This is a genomic window from Vibrio sp. ZF 223 (genome assembly GCF_003050585.1).
Classification (GTDB): Bacteria; Pseudomonadota; Gammaproteobacteria; order Enterobacterales; family Vibrionaceae; genus Vibrio; species Vibrio crassostreae.
The window spans coordinates 63,165-81,493 of sequence record NZ_PIGB01000016.1; the positions used below are offsets into that span (position 1 = coordinate 63,165).

Sequence of the window (18,329 nt, forward strand, 5' to 3'; positions counted from 1 at the left end):
AGTAAAAGTGAAAGAGCACCTCATGAGGTGCTCTTTTTGTTTGTCCTATCAGTGTCATTCCATAGAGGGAGGAACGACCGAGTAGGGAATCTCTATTTGCTTTCGCTGTAAGCCTTTTTCACTTCTTCAGCAATGATCGCAATACCTTTCTGCATCGCTTCATCATCTTGTACGTAGTTCATGCGTAAGCACTGGTGAGCATGATCCCACTCATCTTCTTGGCCGATAAAGAAGTATTCGCCCGGAACAATCAATACGCCGCGAGCTTTAAGGCGGTCGTACAGTTCCATGGTGGTGATTGGTAGCTCATCAAACCATAACCATAAGAAGATAGCGCCTTCAGGTTTATGGATACGGAAGCGTGGGTCATCGATAGCGTCTTGTAGTAGTTCTACTGCACGTAAAGATTTCTCTTTATAGAAAGGCTTAATCACTTCACTGCTCAAGCGCAGTAGGTCACCGTTCTCAATCATGTGGTTGGCGATTGCAGGCCCAACACTGCTTGGCGCTAAGCTGATGATGCCATTCATGTTGGTTAGCGCTTGGGTGACTTCTTCGCTCGCAATTACGATACCGCAACGCACACCCGGCAAACCAAGTTTAGACAGGCTCATGCACAGAATCGTGTTTTCATTCCAGAACGGTTCGACATCTTCAAAAATGATGTTTGGAAACGGTAGGCCATAAGCGTTGTCGATCAGTAGCGGGATGTTGTTCTCACGCGCGAGCTTATCCAACTTACGTACTTCCTCATCTGTCAGTACGTTACCGGTTGGATTGGTGGGGCGAGACGCACAGATAGCCGCGACTGAGTCATCTACCTTGAGTTGTTCAAAATCGACGTGGTATTTGAACTGTCGGTTTTCTAGCAGCTCGATCTCTGGGTGGTAAGAGATAAAGATGTCGTCATCAATGCCTGCATCACCGTAACCGATGTATTCCGGTGCGATCGGCAGCAAGATCTTCTTATGTGAGCCGTCAGGCTGTTGGCCTGCTAGTAGGTTGAATAGATAAAAGAAGCCGCTTTGACTGCCGTTAGTTAGGCTGATGTTCTTCTCGCTGATGTCCCAGCCATAAGTCTCTTTTAGCATTGCAGCTAATGACTTAATGAAGCTGTCTTTACCCTGCGGGCCATCGTAGTTGGCGAGGGCGGCGATGAGTTCTCCACTGGCGAGCATGTCGGCACTGGCTTGGTTAAAGTAATCGAGCATGGCTGGGATAGCGGCTGGGTTACCACCACCGAGCATGATAGCGCCAGGAGTGCGCAGACCATCATTCAAATCATCCATTAAACGAGTGATTCCAGAGTATCGATTAAACTTTTCGCCAAACTTAGAGAACTGCATTACTTATTTTACCTAATTCATTGTGATTGCTTGTTATGTGTCATTAAGGCAGGCCTTATGTCTGCCATCAGTGTATTCCTTGAACATACCGCAATGTTTTTGCGACGCATAGCGCCAAATGCTCTAACACGAAAAAAACTTCTATAAAGTTTGGCTAATGAGTGACAGCTTGCTTATTGAACGCGCTTTTGGTGATCAAAAAAGGGAAGCCGAAGCTTCCCTTTTAATTTATGTCGTTTGATAACCGTGCGTGTTTACTTCGAACCTGTATACACAACCAACACCTTGTCATCTTGGTATTGTCGTTCGAACGCATAGTAGCCCTTGCTGTTGCGGATGATGTGCTTACCTTGGGCAACGGCAGGGTGACGTTGGCGGAATTGGCCAAGGGTTTGCCAGTGTTCTAACAGCTGCGCTCGTTCGCCTGTGATTTGATCCCAAGGCATGTCTGAACGGGTGCCCTGCATTGGGTCGGAGCCTGTTGGGCCAAAATCTCGTGCAATCTCATCACCGTAATAGATCTGCACTGCACCGGGAGTCAGCATCAACGCGTTTGCAGCTTTGGTTTGTTTTGCAAAGTCACTGCCGTGTTGTGTCCAGAATAGCGAGGTGTCGTGAGACGAAAGGTAACTCAACACGTTGAACTCGCTGTCACTATTGATCTTGTCTGCGTAGCGGAGGTAATCAGCATCGAGATCGGATAGGCACTTAAGTGCCTTAGGTGCGATATCACTCTGGAATTCAAAGTTGATGATCGAATCAAATCCGTTAGCGAAGTAATCTGATTTGACCACGCTGTGTGCCCATACTTCGCCAGTCATCCAGAAAGGTAAGTCATCCAAGGCCTTGTCTGGGTTGTTTCGCTTCCACTCGGCAAGCGCTTGGTTAGTGCTCTCTTTAAGCTCTGCCCACGCATCTAACTCAACGTGCTTGGCGGTATCGACCCTAAAACCATCAACGCCATATTCACGTACCCAGTCAGACAACCAAGTGATCAGATGTTCACGAGGGGGTTGGAGTTCATTCGTGGCGCTGGTGGACTTGTTGCGATAGAAATTAGGCAGCCCGGTTGTCTCTGTCGATTCTGTTTTAAAGTCGGGCAGGTGTGCCAAAGACATGGTGAGGTTGTTGTAACCCGGAGAGTCATAAGCGCCAATATCGCTGCGCAGCCAAGCTTTGCCCCACCACTTTTCCCACGCTTCTTTGTCGCTGTAAGATATGTAGTTGTTGAAGTAGTGCCAGTTCTGGCCAGCTTCTGGTTGCCAGTCCGTCCAGTTTTCGCCAAGCGTTTGTTTGGCTTCTTCATCAGTTAGGTTGAGTTTGCCAAAGTCGAACTCTTGCATGTCGGCAAGCGTCGCGTATCCCGTGTGGTTCATTACCACGTCCCAAACAACACGAATGCCTTTGCTGTGCGCGGTATCGATGAAGGTTTTCAGCTCGTCTTCGGTACCCATGTTGTCATCAAGCTTGGTCCAATCTTGGTGGTAGTAACCATGGTAGCCATAGTGTTTGAAATCACCGCGATCACCGCCGCCAACCCAGCCGTGAATTTGCTCTAACGGAGACGTTATCCAGATAGCATTAGCACCGAGTGATTCTATGTAATCGAGTTTTTCGGTTAAGCCTGCCAAGTCACCACCGTGGAAGGTGCCGATTTCGTCTTGTCCGTCTTGGCTGCGACCATAGCTGTTGTCGTTATCAGGGTTGCCGTCGTGGAAACGGTCGGTCATGACGAAGTAGACCGTAGCGTTGTCCCAACTAAAGTCAGCCTTGGTTTCTGGTTCTACTCTCTCCAGCAGCAGAACACCTTGGCTGTTTTCTGCAGGTTGCATGGTGACGCTGCCATTAGTCACTGTGACTTGTTTGCCTGAAAGAGCGTCTCTTACCACGGTGCCATCATCAAAGGTTTGAGTAACATCTATGGTGGTTGGTTGGTCACTGGGTACTGGACAGGCAAAGCTTTGTACTTGCTTCTGCTTTGGCTTTACCTGAACCGTGAGTTCATTGGTCTGTGGGTTGAGCGTAAATTGATAGGTGTTAGCGCGAAAGACTTTAATAGCGATTTCAGATTTATCGGTGCAGTCGTCTAGGCGAAGGGGTTTATTGAACTTGATACGACTCTCTTCGGCCAGCGCATAGTTAGTGCCACAGGTATTTTGAGTATCGCTGATAGAGAAGGTATAGCTACCTTTAGCGAGTTCCTGTTCAGCGATAACAGTGCCTTTTCCTGTCGATTCAAATACGACAGTGTTGTTATCGATCGTCAGCAATAAGCTGTCATCACTGGTTTGGCTGCATGCGCTAAGTGCGAGTATTGAAAGCGCGAGTACTGTTTTTTTCATTGTTCCCTTCCCCTGAATAAACAGGTCAGTTATAGCAAACAATGCCCTCTACAGTCTGAGCGCTGATTCATTCAGATAATCAATAACACCTCTACAAACAAATGCTTGGTTCACAAAAACAAAAAGGGAAGCTTTCGCTTCCCTTTGGGTATTTACCTTTGGTTGCTCAGAGTATGACTGAGAGCAACTGTCTCACTCGTGCTTATTTTTGCAGTAGAGAGATGTCAGCAATCTGTAGGAACAGGTTACGTAGGTTGTTCAGTAGCGTTAGACGGTTCTTCTTAAGCGCTTCGTCATCAGCCATAACCATTACGTTATCGAAGAATGCATCAACCGGTTCACGTAGATCAGCAAGCTTACTTAGGGCTTCTTGGTAGTTGCCTGTCGCGAATGCTGGTTCTAGTGCTTCCGTCATTACTTCAACGTTTTCAGCCAGTGCTTTCTCTGCGTCTTCTTGAAGAAGCGTTAGGTCGATTTCAGCTGGTAGCTCGCCATCGAATTTCGCAAGGATGTTACCTACACGCTTGTTCGCTGCTGCTAGTGCTTCTGCTGCTTCCAGTTCACGGAAGTGAGAAACCGCTTTAACACGTTGGTCAAAGTCAGCTGGCTTAGTTGGACGACGTGCTAGTACCGCTTGGATGATATCAACGCTGAAACCAGCATCTTGGTACCATGCGCGGAAACGACCTAGCATGAAGTCGATAACGTCAGCTTCTACGTTTTCGTTAGTAAGCTTGTCGCCTAGTAGTTCTTTCGCTTTACCGATCAGATCCGTTAGGTCTAGGTTGTAGCCGTTTTCAACGATGATACGTAGCACACCTAGTGATGCACGACGTAGAGCGAATGGGTCAGAACCTTTTGGTGCTTGGCCAATACCGAAGATACCTACGATAGTGTCTAGCTTGTCTGCCATTGCAACTGCTGAAGAGATACCCGTGCTTGGTAGGTCGTCACCAGCGAAACGAGGCATGTACTGCTCGTAAAGTGCTAGTGCAACTTGCTCGTCTTCACCATCGTGAGTCGCGTAGTGCATACCCATTACACCTTGTGTATCCGTGAATTCGAATACCATAGATGTCATTAGGTCACACTTAGCCAGTAGGCCTGCGCGCTTAGATTTCTCAACGTCAGCATCGATTTGCTCAGCGATGTAGCCAGCAAGTTCTGTGATGCGGTCTGTTTTGTCTTTGATAGTACCAAGCTGCTTCTGGAAGATAGCTTGGTCTAACTCAGCAAGACGGTCGATAAGCGGACGCTTACGGTCTGTGTTGAAGAAGAATTCAGCATCAGCAAGACGTGGACGTACAACTTTTTCGTTACCTTCGATAACGTGGCGAGGCTCTTTAGACTCGATGTTTGATACGAAGATAAAGTTAGGAAGTAGCTTCTTGTTTTCGTCGTAAACAGGGAAGTACTTTTGGTCACCCTTCATGGTGTAAACCAAAGCTTCAGAAGGTACTTTTAGGAACTCTTCTTCAAACTTCGCTGTAAGTACTACTGGCCATTCAACCAGAGACGTTACTTCTTCAACAAGGTCATCTTCTAGGTCAGCTGTACCGCCAACCGCAGCTGCCGCTTTTTGCGAATCAGCAAGGATGATCGCTTTACGCGCTTCGTAATCTGCCATTACTTTACCGCGCTCTTCTAGGATCGCAGGGTATTGGTCAGCAGAGTCAATTGTGAATTCTTGTTCGCCCATGAAACGGTGGCCACGGATAGTACGAGCAGATGCTACGCCTAGGATTTCGCCTTCAACAAGCTCATCACCTAGTAGTACTGTCAATGTTTTTACTGGACGGATAAATTGAATGTCTGAGTTACCCCAGCGCATTGCTTTAGGGATTGGTAGGCCAGCCAGTGCTTTCGCAGCAATGTCCATCACCAATTCTTGAACAGGTTTGCCAGCCACTTCTTGTTTGAAAAGAAGCCACTCGCCTTTGTCTGTTTTCAGGCGGTCAGCTTGCTCAACAGTAATACCGTTACCACGAGCCCAGCCTTGTGCCGCTTTGGTCGCGTTGCCTTCAGCATCGAATGCCACAGAAACAGCAGGACCACGTTTCTCAACCACTTTGTCCGCTTGGCCTTCAGCCAGTGCAGTTACTTTAAGTGCTAGACGACGAGGCGCTGCGTACCACTTGATGCCTTCGTGAGAAAGCTCAGCCGTTTTAAGACCTGCTTCAAAGTTAGAAGCAAAGGCTTCTGCTAGAGAACGAAGTGCTGTTGGTGGAAGCTCTTCCGTACCCAGTTCAATTAGAAAATTCTTCGCCATGATTATTTGTCCTTCTTACACATTGGGAAGCCAAGCGCTTCACGTGACGCGTAGTACGCCTCAGCAACTGATTTAGTCAGGTTGCGGATACGAAGGATGTAACGTTGACGCTCTGTTACAGAGATAGCTTTGCGCGCATCAAGGATGTTGAATGCGTGACCTGCTTTTAGAATGCGCTCGTAAGCTGGAAGCGGAAGTGGCTTCTCAAGCTCAAGTAGCTCTTTACACTCTTTCTCGCACTGATCGAAGAAAGTGAATAAGAAATCTACGTCTGCGTGCTCGAAGTTGTATGTTGATTGCTCAACTTCGTTTTGGTGGAAGATGTCACCGTAAGTCACGTTAGAACCGTCTGGTGCTACGTTCCATACTAGGTCGTAAACAGAATCTACTTCCTGGATGTACATTGCTAGACGCTCGATACCGTAAGTGATCTCACCTGTTACAGGCTTACACTCAAGGCCGCCAACCTGTTGGAAGTAAGTAAACTGTGTTACTTCCATGCCGTTTAGCCATACTTCCCAACCAAGGCCCCATGCGCCTAGTGTTGGGTTTTCCCAGTTATCTTCAACGAAGCGAATGTCGTGAACAAGTGGGTCAACACCAAGAACCTCTAGGGAGCCTAGGTACAACTCTTGGATATTGTCTGGCGATGGTTTTAGCGCTACTTGGAATTGGTAGTAGTGCTGCAGACGGTTAGGGTTTTCACCGTAACGGCCATCGGTCGGACGACGAGAAGGTTGAACGTAAGCTGTAGACATTGGCTCTGGGCCAAGTGCTCGTAGACATGTCATTGGGTGAGAGGTGCCTGCACCTACCTCCATATCTAGAGGTTGAACAATGGTACAACCGTTTTGAGCCCAGTAATCCTGCAGCGCGAGGATCATTCCCTGGAAGGTTTTGATATCGTATTTTTGCATAGTCAGGTTCGCGCGATTCTTTTAAATGAATGAGAAAAATAACCTCTGAGTATACCGAGATATTCGTAAAGCGAGTAGGGGTAATCTTGTTTAATTAGTGGTCTAAAATGTCGTTTAGTGGATTTTTTTGCCTTTAATGTTTGTTTTTCGGCACAAGTGGATATTTTGATAAGTTTGACACTTGTGTTTGAAAGCGTGGGTGATTAAAATCTCGCGGTCTTTGGGGAGTAGCTTACTTATTCATATCCTATTGAATGAGTTCGTCCGTCAACATAATTGATGCAAAATCATCATGGCGTTCGAGGCAACCACCACCTTGGTGGCGCTTAGCAAGACCTTAGACAAGCATCGTGAACCGGGATGGGGCGCGAGGTTTGTCTATGGTTAAATATAATAATCTCCATCCCAAATGAGCATGTCGTGAGCGTTTTAGCAATTTCAATTACAACTGTCGCCTTAGCCGAGATCGGTGATAAGACTCAGTTGCTATCTCTTTTATTAGCCAGTCGATATCGCAAGCCGATACCTATCATCGCGGCTATCTTCTTTGCCACCATTGCCAATCATGCCCTTGCAGCATGGCTCGGGGTTGTGGTCGCAGATTACTTATCTCCTGAAGTCTTAAAGTGGGTGCTGGTGGTCAGTTTCATTGCGATGGCGGGGTGGATTCTGATTCCGGATAAGTTAGATGACGATGAACAGATCTCAAACCGAGGCCCGTTTGTCGCCAGTTTTATCGCTTTCTTTATTGCAGAGATCGGTGATAAAACCCAGATTGCGACCTCTATCCTAGGGGCTCAATATGCGGATGCATTAGCGTGGGTGATTTTGGGTACTACCATTGGTATGTTATTGGCGAATGTGCCTGTGGTGATCATCGGTAAATTGTCGGCAGACAAGATGCCGCTTGACCTGATTCGTAAGATCACGGCCTTGTTGTTCGTTGGTTTGGCTATTGCTGCGGCTTTCTATTAATAGGTGGTATTGAGGCTAATCATACTCAATTAGTAGAGTAATGTGTTGTAGGTCATACTCTTACAGTATTGTGGGGTTTATCGAGCGAACGGACATATAACTGTCATACTTGTCATGATATTTTAATCTTGTGAGTTAAGAACACGAGGGCATGATTATGTTGACGCGTTATATGGGTATTACTCCACAAAGCCAAAGTTATCTATTTACCTTTGGTCTTGCACTTACACTATTAGGCATGGTGTTGACGGACATGTGGCTACCAATGGTCGCGGGTGCCATCATCATGACTGCGCTTGCGGTAGAGGCTTGGATTCGGGTCGCGCATATTATTCCGATGCGCAAAGATATCCGAGAAATTCAGCATCAGCTGGAGCATCTGCAAAACAAGTCTAGAAGCGAATAAACAAAAAGCCGCTGGTACTCTGAGTTCTATTTAAGAACATAAGGTACAAGCGGCTTTTTTGATACTTGATAGTCGGTGGGGCGCTACGCCTCCAATCCCTTTCTGATCAAATACTGGTAAGGCAACGTTTCTGTTGCTTGGCCTACCAACTGGTGATCCATGAATCGGCAAAAGCTCGGAATATCTCGAGTTGTCGAAGGATCGTCAGCTTTTACCAGTAACACATCGCCATCCTGCATGTTTCTAATTGTCTTCCTGACCATCATTACTGGTTCTGGGCAACGCAGGCCTTCAGCTTCTAAAGTATGGGTTGCCAGTTCAGGTTTGAATGTCATGGTTTGTATCTCTATATCTATCTAACGAGTGAATAATACGTCTGCAGAAAAAATATGCAATAAGTGCTTGGCAAACAGAATCATTTCCTATAACTTAGTTAACAAGTTGATAACAACTCGAAACAAAGGCAACTAGCTAAGGAGTGGCGATGTTGACAGGATTAGATAGATTAACAATTTATTCGGTTCTCTGTTTTATTTCTTTTTGTGCGTTAGTACTACGTTCATCGACAGAGACCTCACTGATGCCTATTTTTGGCATAGTAGCAACGATTATTGGTATTTGGGTGGAGATGCGCCGTTGGCAAGGTATAGCCGAAGAGCGAGAGCACTAACCCGAATACAACAAGCAAATTCCGATACGACAACATTCCGACACTATCCCCAGATTTTCTTGGGCTTCCCCGCGTAATTGCGGGATTTTTTTTATCTAAAGCATGCTATAAACAACTTAGTGATCAATGACAATCGTATACAGCTAGGTAAGTGGTGTGGAATTAGAAGATATCTATCGTAGAGACCTGAATTTATTGGTCGCTTTAAAGGTATTGATTGAAGAGGGCAGTGTTAGCCAGGCCGCGATTCGTCTTAACTTAAGTCAGTCGGCAACCAGCCGAGTATTAGGGCGCTTAAGAGAGTTACTCAACGATCCCTTGTTTACGCGACAAGGTCAGCACCTTATCCCCACCAAAAAAGCACTTGAGATCAGCCAACGCATTGATCAGCCTTTAGAATCATTCCGCCAATTACTTAGCCCGAGTGATTTTGACCCCTACTACTGCAGTGAGCGCTTCCTGATTGCGACCACTGACTACGCGATGCAAACCATCTTACCTTATGCACTACCGAAGATTTATGAGCAAGCGCCGAACATCTCTTTGGAGTTTGCACCGCTGCAGCATGAACATTTGTTTAAGCAACTCAGCACCGAACGCGTTGATATGGCGATCTGTCGTCCGAGTGGCAGCATTGCACCACTTCATCAAGAGGTCTTGGGGCCGGTTGGTGTGTCGTGTCTGTTATCTAAAAACCACTCATTGGCGGACCAGCCTTTAAGCCTTGAAGACTATGTATCACTCCCGCATGCGATGATTGCGATCAGTGATGGTGTTAAGGCTTTATTAGACAACGCGTTAGCTAATCAACAGCCTCGAAAAATGGTGTTGCGTGCTTATCATCTTGAAGCCGCATTGGCGATTGTTGATAGAATGCCGTTGGTGATCACTGTACCTGCTGATTTGGCTTATTTGGTCGCTGAGCGTTATGACTTAGTCGTCAAGCCGCTGCCATTCGAGTTTATGCCGTTTGATTACTCACTGATCTGGCACTCGCGCTGCGATTCCTCTGCTTCACAACAATGGTTGAGAAGAGTGGTCAAAGAGGAATGTGGTGAGTTGATTCAAAAACGGATTGCGGATGTCGGCTTGGGTTAACTAGGACTGAGTCTGGGTTTACTCGACCCTAATGACAAAAAAGCAAAAGGGCTGATACAAATCAGCCCTTTGTTGTTTTGGGTTATCCAAGCCTAAAGCTGGCGTTTAAGGTTTGATAACTTTGTGATTGAGAATCTATAGTTTAATGACTACGCGACCAGTGATTTGACCGTTAGTGATGTCTTCTGCAGCTTGAATAGCACCGTCTAAAGACACTTCTTTGGTTGCTTGAGCGTAGAAAGATTCTGGTAGTAGCTCAGCCAGTTGCTCCCACGCTTTAATACGTTTTTCACGAGGGCACATTACTGAATCCACACCTTGTAGGCGAACGTTACGCAGAATGAATGGCATTACCGTTGTTGGTAAGTCAAAACCGCCTGCTAGACCACACATCGCAACTGCACCGTTGTAATCAATTTGCGCCAATACTTTCGCAAGCACTTTGCTGCCTACGGTATCAATAGCGCCAGCCCACAGTTGTTTCTCTAGTGGTTTCGCTGGTTCTTCTAGTTCAGCACGCTCTACAATACGTGTCGCGCCTAATGATTTAAGTAGTTCACCGTTTACAGAAGCACGGCCAGTAACTGCTGCGACTTTGTAACCCAGTTGGTTTAGTAGAGTGATAGATACACTGCCTACACCGCCACTTGCACCTGTTACTAGGATTTCACCGTCTTCAGGTTTGATACCTGCATCTACGATAGCTTGCACACAAAGCATCGCAGTGAAGCCAGCTGTGCCAATCGCCATTACTTTCTTAGTGTCAAGACCTGCAGGCATTGGTACTAACCAATCACCGTTTAGGCTTGCTTTCTCAGCCATGCCGCCCCAGTGACCTTCACCAACACCCCAACCAGTTAGAACAACTTCGTCGCCCGCTTTGTAGCGTGGGTCATCAGATTGTGAAACCACACCAGAAAGGTCGATACCAGGAACCATAGGGAAGTTGCGAACAATGCGCCCTTTACCTGTAATCGCCAAACCATCTTTGTAGTTCAAAGAAGAGTAGCTAACATCAATCTTCACGTTACCTTCTGGTAATTGAGACTCTTCAATTTGAGAAACTGACGCGATAGTTTTTTTGTCTTCTTGGTTTAGTACAAGTGCTTTAAACATGATCTGCTCCGTGGAGGAATATTAGGAAACTGAAGTAACTTTAGTTGAATCATCCGAGAAAAAATAATGAAACATCAACATTGAATCTATGCGTTTTGCGCATAGATGTAAGTAGTGATTTTCTTTCGCTAAGTTCGCTGAACGAATCTATGTATTATTGGATGTCGAGTAATAAAAAGTGCAGCTATATAAATATAGCTGCACAAAAGATTACCCTTCAAGTATTACCGTCAGTGATCGCTATGGGCGTTCAAATACCGTTGCAATACCTTGGCCTAAACCAATACACATGGTCGCTAAGCCGTATTTCACATCTTGTGCTTCCATCAGGTTGATTAGGGTCGTCGAGATACGAGAACCAGAACAGCCTAGTGGGTGACCAAGAGCAATCGCACCGCCGTTAAGGTTTACTTTCTCATCAACCACATCCAGTAGACCTAGGTCTTTCGCACATGGAAGAGATTGAGCGGCAAACGCTTCGTTTAGCTCAATTACACCCATATCTTCAATGGTTAGGCCCGCACGTTTTAGTGCTTTTTGGGTTGCTGGTACTGGGCCGTAACCCATGATTGAAGGATCGCAGCCTGCGATAGCCATCGACTTCACGCGAGCACGAATCTTAAGGCCAAGTGCGTTGGCTTTCTCTTCGCTCATGATAAGCATTGCAGAAGCACCATCAGACAGTGCTGATGAAGTACCTGCTGTTACTGTACCGTTTGCTGGGTCAAATACCGGGCGAAGCTGAGATAAGCCTTCAACCGTAGTTTCTGGGCGAATGACTTCATCGTAATCCAGAGTGAACAGTGAACCGTCTGCTGCGTGAGCTTCGGTTGGCAGGATTTCATTTTTGAAACGACCTTCAACTGTTGCTGCTTGAGCGCGAGCATGTGAGCGTGCTGCGAATGCATCTTGGTCTTCACGGCTAATACCGTGCATTTTACCTAGCATCTCAGCGGTTAGGCCCATCATACCGGCAGCTTTCGCTACGTGTTTCGACATGCCAGGGTGAAAATCAACACCGTGGTTCATTGGTACGTGGCCCATGTGCTCCACACCACCGATCAGGCAGATTTCAGCATCACCAACCATGATAGAGCGAGTTGCATCATGCAGAGCTTGCATAGATGAACCACATAAACGGTTGACCGTCACCGCACCAATCTCAATCGGTAGACCAGCAAGCAAGGCAGCGTTACGTGCAACGTTGAAGCCTTGCTCTAGCGTTTGTTGTACACAACCCCAGTAAATATCTTCAATTTCGACAGGGTTTACTTCTGGGTTGCGCTCTAAAATGCCTTTCATCAAATGTGCCGACAGATCTTCAGCACGAGTGTGACGGAAAGCTCCACCTTTGGAACGTCCCATTGGGGTACGAAGGCAATCAACAACAACTACATTTTTCATTTTGCTATTCCTTTTCCAAATGTGGGTTACAGAGAACTGGCTTGTTGGCTGTCGTAAAAGCTTTCGCCCTTCGCTGCCATATCAAGCAATAGCTGAGGAACTTGGTACATTGCACCTAAGTCTTGGTAGCCTTTCGCCATTTCAACGAAGTTACCAATGCCCACACTGTCTAAGTAGCGGAATACGCCGCCTCTGAATGGAGGGAAGCCTAAACCGTAAACCAGTGCCATATCCGCTTCTTGCGGTGTCGCGATAATGCCTTCTTCTAGACAAAGCACCACTTCGTTGATCATTGGAATCATCACGCGCTGGATAATTGTTTGGTCATCAAAGTCTTGCGGCTGTTGGCATACGTCAGCCAAGATAGGAAGAATGTCTTCAGAGAAGGTCTTCTTAGGACGACCGCGTTTGTCTACGCTGTATGTGTAGAAACCGCTGCCGTTCTTCTGACCGTATTTTTCAGCAACGTAAAGTGCGTCGATCGCATCACGACCTTCTTTACCCATACGCTCAGGGAAACCTTGTGCCATTACAGCTTGTGCGTGGTGTGCTGTGTCTAGACCCACAACGTCTAGCAAGTAAGCTGGGCCCATTGGCCAACCGAACTTACGCTCCATCACTTTATCGATCTTAGTGAAATCAGCACCGTCACGTAGCAACATGCTGAAACCGCCAAAGTAAGGGAAAAGTACACGGTTTACGAAGAAGCCTGGGCAGTCGTTAACAACGATAGGGGATTTGCCCATCTTCGCTGCGTAAGCGACTACGCGATTAATGGTTTCTTCTGAAGTATGCTCGCCACGGATGATCTCAACCAAAGGCATGCGATGCACTGGGTTAAAGAAGTGCATGCCACAGAAGTTTTCTGGGCGCTTCAAAGATTTCGCTAACAGGTTGATCGGAATCGTTGAGGTGTTTGATGTAAGAACTGTGTCTTCACCCACGAGACCTTCAACTTCACTCAGCACTGCTGCTTTTACTTTAGGATTTTCTACAACCGCTTCCACAATCACATCTGATTGTTCAACACCTGCATAATGCAGACTTGGAGTAATAGAAGACAGAATGCCTGCCATCTTGAATCCATCTAGGCGACCGCGTGATAAGCGTTTATTCAACAGCTTAGAAGCTTCGTTCATACCAAGGTCAAGAGACGCCTGTGCGATGTCTTTCATCATCACTGGCACGCCTTTTAACGCTGATTGGTAAGCAATACCGCCGCCCATGATGCCTGCGCCAAGTACCGCAGCACGTTCAGTTGCTTTGTTTGCTGACTTACCCGCTTGCTTCGCTAGGCCTTTGATGTATTGGTCATTTAGGAATAAGCCGACTAGTGCTTTAGCTTCTTCTGATTTCGCTAGCTTGACGAAGTGCTTACGTTCGATATCGAGTGCAGCATCACGATCGCTTCGTGCCGCTTCTTCAATTGCAATCACAGAAGTGATTGGCGCTGGATAATGAGGTCCGGCTTTTTGAGCGACTAAGCCCTTAGCCATGGTAAAGCTCATCATCGCTTCTAGTTTGCTAAGCGACAATGCTGATGTTTTCTGTTTACGGCGTAACTGCCAGTCTAGTTTTTCATTGGCAGCCAGAGATACGGTGTTGATTGCCGACTCTAGCAGCTGGTCTGTTTCTACAATCGCATCTAACAAGCCAACTTTTAGTGCTTCATCAGCACGGCATGCTTTGCCTTGAGTGATAATTTCCATTGCGCTGTCAGCACCGATAACACGAGGCAGGCGTACACAACCACCAAAGCCAGGCATAATGCCAAGTTTGGTTTCAGGTAGACCTATGCTGGTGGTCTTGTCACCGATACGGAAGTCGGTAGCGAGTACACATTCACAGCCGCCGCCAAGGGCATGGCCACGCATCATTGAAAGAGTTGGGACAGGAAGGTCTTCTAGCTTGCTGAAGATTGAATTAGCGAATCTTAACCATTCATCAAGTTCTGCTTCTGGCTTAGCAAATAAGCCAAGGAATTCTGTGATGTCTGCGCCTACAATGAACGCGTCTTTGTTTGAAGTTAAGATTAAACCACGTAATCCTGCGTGAGCATTAAGAGCATCTAACGCTTTGTCTAGTGATTCTAAAGTAGCAAGGTCGAGTTTGTTTACAGAGGCTGGAGCACAGAAGCTTAATTCCGCAATACCATCTTGTAATTCCTTTACCTGTAGGGTGTTAGCTTGGTAAATCATTGTCTATCTCCATGACATACAATCCACGATTGTTTGAGAGAATCTTGTTATCTTTCTATTATTGTAGAATACCTGGTAAGACCAGTTATCTTAGTCTGTACCTCTGCTAGATTAATTTCAATACATTTTTTAAACAATTGTTTAACATTGTGCGATGGCACAGATCCTCTAACCCTTATTATTCACGCGTGATACACTTCTCCGCTCTTATTTACTAAGTTAACGATATGAATGAACAGCCCTATTTAATACCGTCAGCGTCAGCTCTGTTTGAAGAAGAGATAAAAAAGAGCGTCTTTATTACGCATCTTGCTCATACTCCAAGTGTAGAAACTGCTAAACAGTTCGTAGAGCAGGTAAAAAAAGAGCATTCTTCAGCACGACATAACTGTTGGGGTTTTGTGGCTGGGCGACCTGAAGATTCAATGCGATGGGGCTTTAGTGACGATGGTGAACCCTCTGGGACTGCTGGTAAGCCCATATTGGCACAACTGTCTGGGTCTGGTGTTGGAGAGTTAACGGCTGTCGTCACTCGTTATTCTGGTGGAATCAAGCTTGGTACCGGTGGTTTAGTCAAGGCTTACGGTGGTGGAGTGCAACAAGCTCTCAAGCTGCTTCAAACTATCGAGAAAAAAATAACCACAAAATTACGGCTAGAGTTAGACTATGGCTTTGTGCCAATAGCACAATCCATCATGGCTCAGCATCAGGCTGTTGAAGTCCAAGCGGATTATGGTGTTCAAGTTGAGCTTATTATTGAAATAGAGCTCCTGCAGGTAGATTCGTTTACCCAAACCATGATCAATAAAAGCGGTGCTAAGGCACTGGTAACGAAAGTCAAAGACAACTAGGAAGTGTGAAGCATTTCGCTTCGTTCAATAGCTCATGCAATTTCGCTCAATTATTCGAATCGTCGGATTATTATTAGCACTTTTTAGTGTATCAATGCTTGCTCCTGCGCTCGTCGCACTGATCTATCGAGACGGTGCGGGTGTGCCATTTGTGACGACTTTCTTCGTTCTCTTATTCTGTGGAGCAACTTGCTGGTTTCCCAACCGACGTTATAAGCATGAATTGAAAGCGCGTGATGGCTTTTTGATTGTTGTTTTGTTCTGGACGGTAATCGGCAGTGCGGGTGCTTTACCGTTTTTGATCGCTGATAACCCGAGCGTTTCGGTAACAGACGCTTTCTTCGAATCTTTCTCTGCATTAACCACTACAGGTGCGACGGTGATCGTTGGCCTTGATGATTTACCTAAAGCGATCTTGTTTTATCGCCAGTTTCTGCAGTGGTTTGGTGGTATGGGTATCATCGTATTGGCAGTAGCCATTCTTCCTGTACTGGGCATCGGTGGCATGCAGCTGTACCGTGCTGAAATTCCAGGTCCAGTAAAAGACAGTAAGATGACTCCGCGTATTGCTGAAACGGCAAAAGCACTGTGGTACATCTATTTGAGTCTAACGATTGCTTGTGCAGTGGCGTTCTGGCTAGCAGGGATGAGTTTCTTTGATGCGATCAGCCATAGCTTCTCTACTATTGCGATTGGTGGTTTCTCGACTCACGATGCGAGTATGGGTTATTTCAATAGCCCGGCGATCAACATGATTACCGTCGTGTTCCTGCTTATATCAGCATGTAACTTCTCTCTTCACTTTGCCGCTTTTGCTTCAGGTGGTGTGCACCCTAAATACTATTGGAAAGATCCTGAGTTCCGCGCCTTTATCTTTATTCAAGCGCTACTGTTTTTAGTATGCTTCTTATTGCTGCTTAACCATCACTCTTATGACTCGTATTACGATGCCTTTGACCAAGCATTGTTCCAAACTGTATCTATATCTACGACAGCAGGCTTCACTACTACTGGTTTCTCCGAGTGGCCGCTATTTTTACCTGTTCTGCTTTTGTTCTCTTCTTTTATAGGGGGATGTGCAGGTTCAACCGGTGGCGGTATGAAAGTCATCCGAATATTACTCCTTACGCTGCAAGGTGCTCGTGAAATGAAGCGTCTTGTTCACCCGCGCGCTGTCTATACCATTAAGGTTGGCGGTTCTGCATTACCACAACGTGTCGTGGATGCGGTTTGGGGATTCTTTTCTGCATACGCATTGGTGTTTGTGGTTTGTATGTTGGCGCTTATTGCAACCGGTATGGATGAGCTGAGCGCCTTCTCTGCCGTAGCCGCAACATTGAATAACCTTGGCCCGGGCTTAGGTGAAGTGGCAATGCACTTCGGCGATGTGAATGACAAGGCTAAGTGGGTGTTGATCGTATCTATGCTGTTTGGTCGTTTAGAGATATTCACCTTATTAATTTTATTGACCCCTACGTTTTGGCGTAGCTAAGGACAACATTGTGGCAAAAGCTCTATTTTTGTATTCAAGCCGTGAAGGGCAGACCAAGAAAATCTTGAACTATATAAAAGAAGAAATGAATGAGTTCGAATGTGAGCTTCAAGATCTGCACACTATTACTAGTGTCGATTTTGCTCAATACGACAGAGTATTGATTGGCGCATCTATTCGCTATGGCCACCTTAATAAGAAGCTATATCAGTTCATTGATGCCAACCTTACTCAGTTACAATCAAACAAGGTCGCTTTCTTCTGCGTTAACTTAACGGCTCGTAAAGAAGACCAAGGTAAAGATACCCCTGAAGGTAGCGCTTATATTAAGAAGTTTCTTCTTAAGTCACCGTGGCAGCCAACTTTGATCGGTGTATTCGCGGGTGCCCTCTATTACCCACGTTATAACTGGTTCGATAGAACAATGATTCGCTTCATTATGAATATGACAGGCGGAGAAACGGATACAACCAAGGAAGTTGAGTACACAAACTGGGAAAAAGTCTCTTTATTCTCTAAGAAACTGCAAGAGATGTAAGAGAAAAGCCTACTTTTGAGGCGTTTTGTGCTCTTTTTAATCGAACGAATAAAAAAACGAGAAAAACTTCAAAAAGGGCTTGCCAGTGTGATCGAAATCTCTATAATGCGACCTCGTTGAAACGGGAAGGCTTCGTAAGAAACCAAAACGAATCAGCAGGTCAAATTAGCCAAGCTAAGCGCTTGAAAAAAGTTTTGAAAATAGTGGTTGACACTAAAACTTAAATCGCTAAAATGGCCGTCCGATTTGAGCGAAGCTCAAAAAGGAAAAGCTCTTTAACAATTTAAACCTATCAATCTGTGTGGGCACTCGTTGATGAATATCAAAACGTTTTATCGTTAGATAAAACAGATTCTTCGGAATCAAAATTGATTTCAATGAACTGAGTGACCAATACGTTTAACTATTTGTAGTTATTCGGCACAGTCAATTCATTACCATTCTGTTGGAATGGTAATAGCTTTAGAATTACATGTTTACTTCGGTAAATATTAGTTTTGAAGTCAGTATTCGTTGAGTCACAAAATCTTAAATTGAAGAGTTTGATCATGGCTCAGATTGAACGCTGGCGGCAGGCCTAACACATGCAAGTCGAGCGGAAACGACACTAACAATCCTTCGGGTGCGTTAATGGGCGTCGAGCGGCGGACGGGTGAGTAATGCCTAGGAAATTGCCTTGATGTGGGGGATAACCATTGGAAACGATG

15 protein-coding genes and 1 rRNA gene are annotated in these 18,329 nt (G+C 45.9%); 8 read left to right on the plus strand and 8 right to left on the minus strand.

Annotation, left to right across the window (positions count from 1 at the left end; translation table 11 throughout):
• Positions 1–92: 92 nt before the first annotated feature.
• The 4 genes from CWO13_RS22265 to glyQ all read right to left on the minus strand — a co-directional run bounded on the left by CWO13_RS22265 (position 93) and on the right by glyQ (position 6,874).
• Positions 93–1,346, minus strand: coding sequence for a valine--pyruvate transaminase (locus tag CWO13_RS22265; protein WP_057622115.1), 1,254 nt, complete (start codon positions 1,344–1,346; stop codon positions 93–95).
• 254 nt (positions 1,347–1,600) lie between these two features.
• Entirely contained in the window at positions 1,601–3,688 is a 2,088-nt protein-coding gene (locus CWO13_RS22270) for an alpha-amylase (protein ID WP_108083475.1), read from the minus strand.
• Positions 3,689–3,890: 202 nt separating this feature from the next.
• The gene (glyS, locus tag CWO13_RS22275; protein ID WP_102432944.1) at positions 3,891–5,957 is read right to left on the minus strand and encodes a glycine--tRNA ligase subunit beta; all 2,067 of its coding nucleotides are present in this window, start codon (positions 5,955–5,957) and stop codon (positions 3,891–3,893) included.
• A gap of 2 nt (positions 5,958–5,959) precedes the next feature.
• Positions 5,960–6,874, minus strand: coding sequence for a glycine--tRNA ligase subunit alpha (gene glyQ / locus CWO13_RS22280; RefSeq protein ID WP_017632669.1), 915 nt, complete (start codon positions 6,872–6,874; stop codon positions 5,960–5,962).
• 420 nt (positions 6,875–7,294) lie between these two features.
• On the opposite strand from glyQ, the gene CWO13_RS22285 reads away from it, so the two are divergent.
• Entirely contained in the window at positions 7,295–7,849 is a 555-nt protein-coding gene (locus CWO13_RS22285) for a TMEM165/GDT1 family protein (RefSeq protein WP_017058817.1), read from the plus strand.
• A 151-nt stretch (positions 7,850–8,000) separates the two neighbouring features.
• Positions 8,001–8,255 carry a hypothetical protein gene (locus CWO13_RS22290; RefSeq protein ID WP_017058818.1) on the plus strand — a complete coding sequence of 85 codons (255 nt, stop codon included), beginning with the start codon at positions 8,001–8,003 and terminating at the stop codon, positions 8,253–8,255.
• Between the two features lie 83 nt (positions 8,256–8,338).
• Here the strand turns inward: CWO13_RS22290 and tusA are convergent, their stop codons facing one another.
• Positions 8,339–8,590: a sulfurtransferase TusA gene (gene tusA / locus CWO13_RS22295; protein ID WP_004736675.1), complete on the minus strand. Its 252-nt coding sequence runs from the start codon at positions 8,588–8,590 to the stop codon at positions 8,339–8,341.
• A 149-nt stretch (positions 8,591–8,739) separates the two neighbouring features.
• Here tusA and CWO13_RS22300 point away from each other — a divergent pair, with 149 nt between their 5' ends.
• Together CWO13_RS22300 and CWO13_RS22305 are read left to right on the plus strand one after the other, a co-directional pair.
• Positions 8,740–8,925 carry a hypothetical protein gene (locus CWO13_RS22300; RefSeq protein ID WP_048657791.1) on the plus strand — a complete coding sequence of 62 codons (186 nt, stop codon included), beginning with the start codon at positions 8,740–8,742 and terminating at the stop codon, positions 8,923–8,925.
• Between the two features lie 156 nt (positions 8,926–9,081).
• Positions 9,082–10,023 carry a LysR family transcriptional regulator gene (locus CWO13_RS22305; protein ID WP_108083476.1) on the plus strand — a complete coding sequence of 314 codons (942 nt, stop codon included), beginning with the start codon at positions 9,082–9,084 and terminating at the stop codon, positions 10,021–10,023.
• A 135-nt stretch (positions 10,024–10,158) separates the two neighbouring features.
• Here CWO13_RS22305 and acuI read toward each other — a convergent pair whose 3' ends face one another.
• The 3 genes from acuI to fadB all read right to left on the minus strand — a co-directional run bounded on the left by acuI (position 10,159) and on the right by fadB (position 14,741).
• Positions 10,159–11,139 (minus strand): acrylyl-CoA reductase (NADPH), encoded by a 981-nt coding sequence (gene acuI, locus CWO13_RS22310; protein ID WP_102480823.1) that lies wholly within the window; start codon positions 11,137–11,139, stop codon positions 10,159–10,161.
• 240 nt (positions 11,140–11,379) lie between these two features.
• Positions 11,380–12,543, minus strand: coding sequence for an acetyl-CoA C-acyltransferase FadA (gene fadA / locus CWO13_RS22315; protein ID WP_017058821.1), 1,164 nt, complete (start codon positions 12,541–12,543; stop codon positions 11,380–11,382).
• A 26-nt stretch (positions 12,544–12,569) separates the two neighbouring features.
• Positions 12,570–14,741 carry a fatty acid oxidation complex subunit alpha FadB gene (fadB, locus tag CWO13_RS22320; protein ID WP_048611252.1) on the minus strand — a complete coding sequence of 724 codons (2,172 nt, stop codon included), beginning with the start codon at positions 14,739–14,741 and terminating at the stop codon, positions 12,570–12,572.
• Positions 14,742–14,968: 227 nt separating this feature from the next.
• Here fadB and CWO13_RS22325 point away from each other — a divergent pair, with 227 nt between their 5' ends.
• The 4 genes from CWO13_RS22325 to CWO13_RS22340 form a co-directional block, all read left to right on the plus strand.
• Positions 14,969–15,592 (plus strand): YigZ family protein, encoded by a 624-nt coding sequence (locus CWO13_RS22325; protein WP_102480821.1) that lies wholly within the window; start codon positions 14,969–14,971, stop codon positions 15,590–15,592.
• A gap of 34 nt (positions 15,593–15,626) precedes the next feature.
• Entirely contained in the window at positions 15,627–17,084 is a 1,458-nt protein-coding gene (locus CWO13_RS22330) for a TrkH family potassium uptake protein (protein WP_048657784.1), read from the plus strand.
• Positions 17,085–17,094: 10 nt separating this feature from the next.
• Positions 17,095–17,622 (plus strand): menaquinone-dependent protoporphyrinogen IX dehydrogenase, encoded by a 528-nt coding sequence (gene hemG / locus CWO13_RS22335; protein ID WP_048657781.1) that lies wholly within the window; start codon positions 17,095–17,097, stop codon positions 17,620–17,622.
• A gap of 530 nt (positions 17,623–18,152) precedes the next feature.
• Positions 18,153–18,329 (plus strand): 16S ribosomal RNA (locus CWO13_RS22340); the annotation flags it as partial.

Coding starts and splice junctions, on each gene's coding strand:
- CWO13_RS22265 (WP_057622115.1), bottom strand. CDS start 1,346: ATGCAGTTCTCTAAGTTTGGCGAAAAGTTTAATCGATACTCTGGAATC.
- CWO13_RS22270 (WP_108083475.1), bottom strand. CDS start 3,688: ATGAAAAAAACAGTACTCGCGCTTTCAATACTCGCACTTAGCGCATGC.
- glyS (WP_102432944.1), bottom strand. CDS start 5,957: ATGGCGAAGAATTTTCTAATTGAACTGGGTACGGAAGAGCTTCCACCA.
- glyQ (WP_017632669.1), bottom strand. CDS start 6,874: ATGCAAAAATACGATATCAAAACCTTCCAGGGAATGATCCTCGCGCTG.
- CWO13_RS22290 (WP_017058818.1), top strand. CDS start 8,001: ATGATTATGTTGACGCGTTATATGGGTATTACTCCACAAAGCCAAAGT.
- tusA (WP_004736675.1), bottom strand. CDS start 8,590: ATGACATTCAAACCTGAACTGGCAACCCATACTTTAGAAGCTGAAGGC.
- CWO13_RS22300 (WP_048657791.1), top strand. CDS start 8,740: ATGTTGACAGGATTAGATAGATTAACAATTTATTCGGTTCTCTGTTTT.
- acuI (WP_102480823.1), bottom strand. CDS start 11,139: ATGTTTAAAGCACTTGTACTAAACCAAGAAGACAAAAAAACTATCGCG.
- fadA (WP_017058821.1), bottom strand. CDS start 12,543: ATGAAAAATGTAGTTGTTGTTGATTGCCTTCGTACCCCAATGGGACGT.
- fadB (WP_048611252.1), bottom strand. CDS start 14,741: ATGATTTACCAAGCTAACACCCTACAGGTAAAGGAATTACAAGATGGT.
- CWO13_RS22325 (WP_102480821.1), top strand. CDS start 14,969: ATGAATGAACAGCCCTATTTAATACCGTCAGCGTCAGCTCTGTTTGAA.
- CWO13_RS22330 (WP_048657784.1), top strand. CDS start 15,627: ATGCAATTTCGCTCAATTATTCGAATCGTCGGATTATTATTAGCACTT.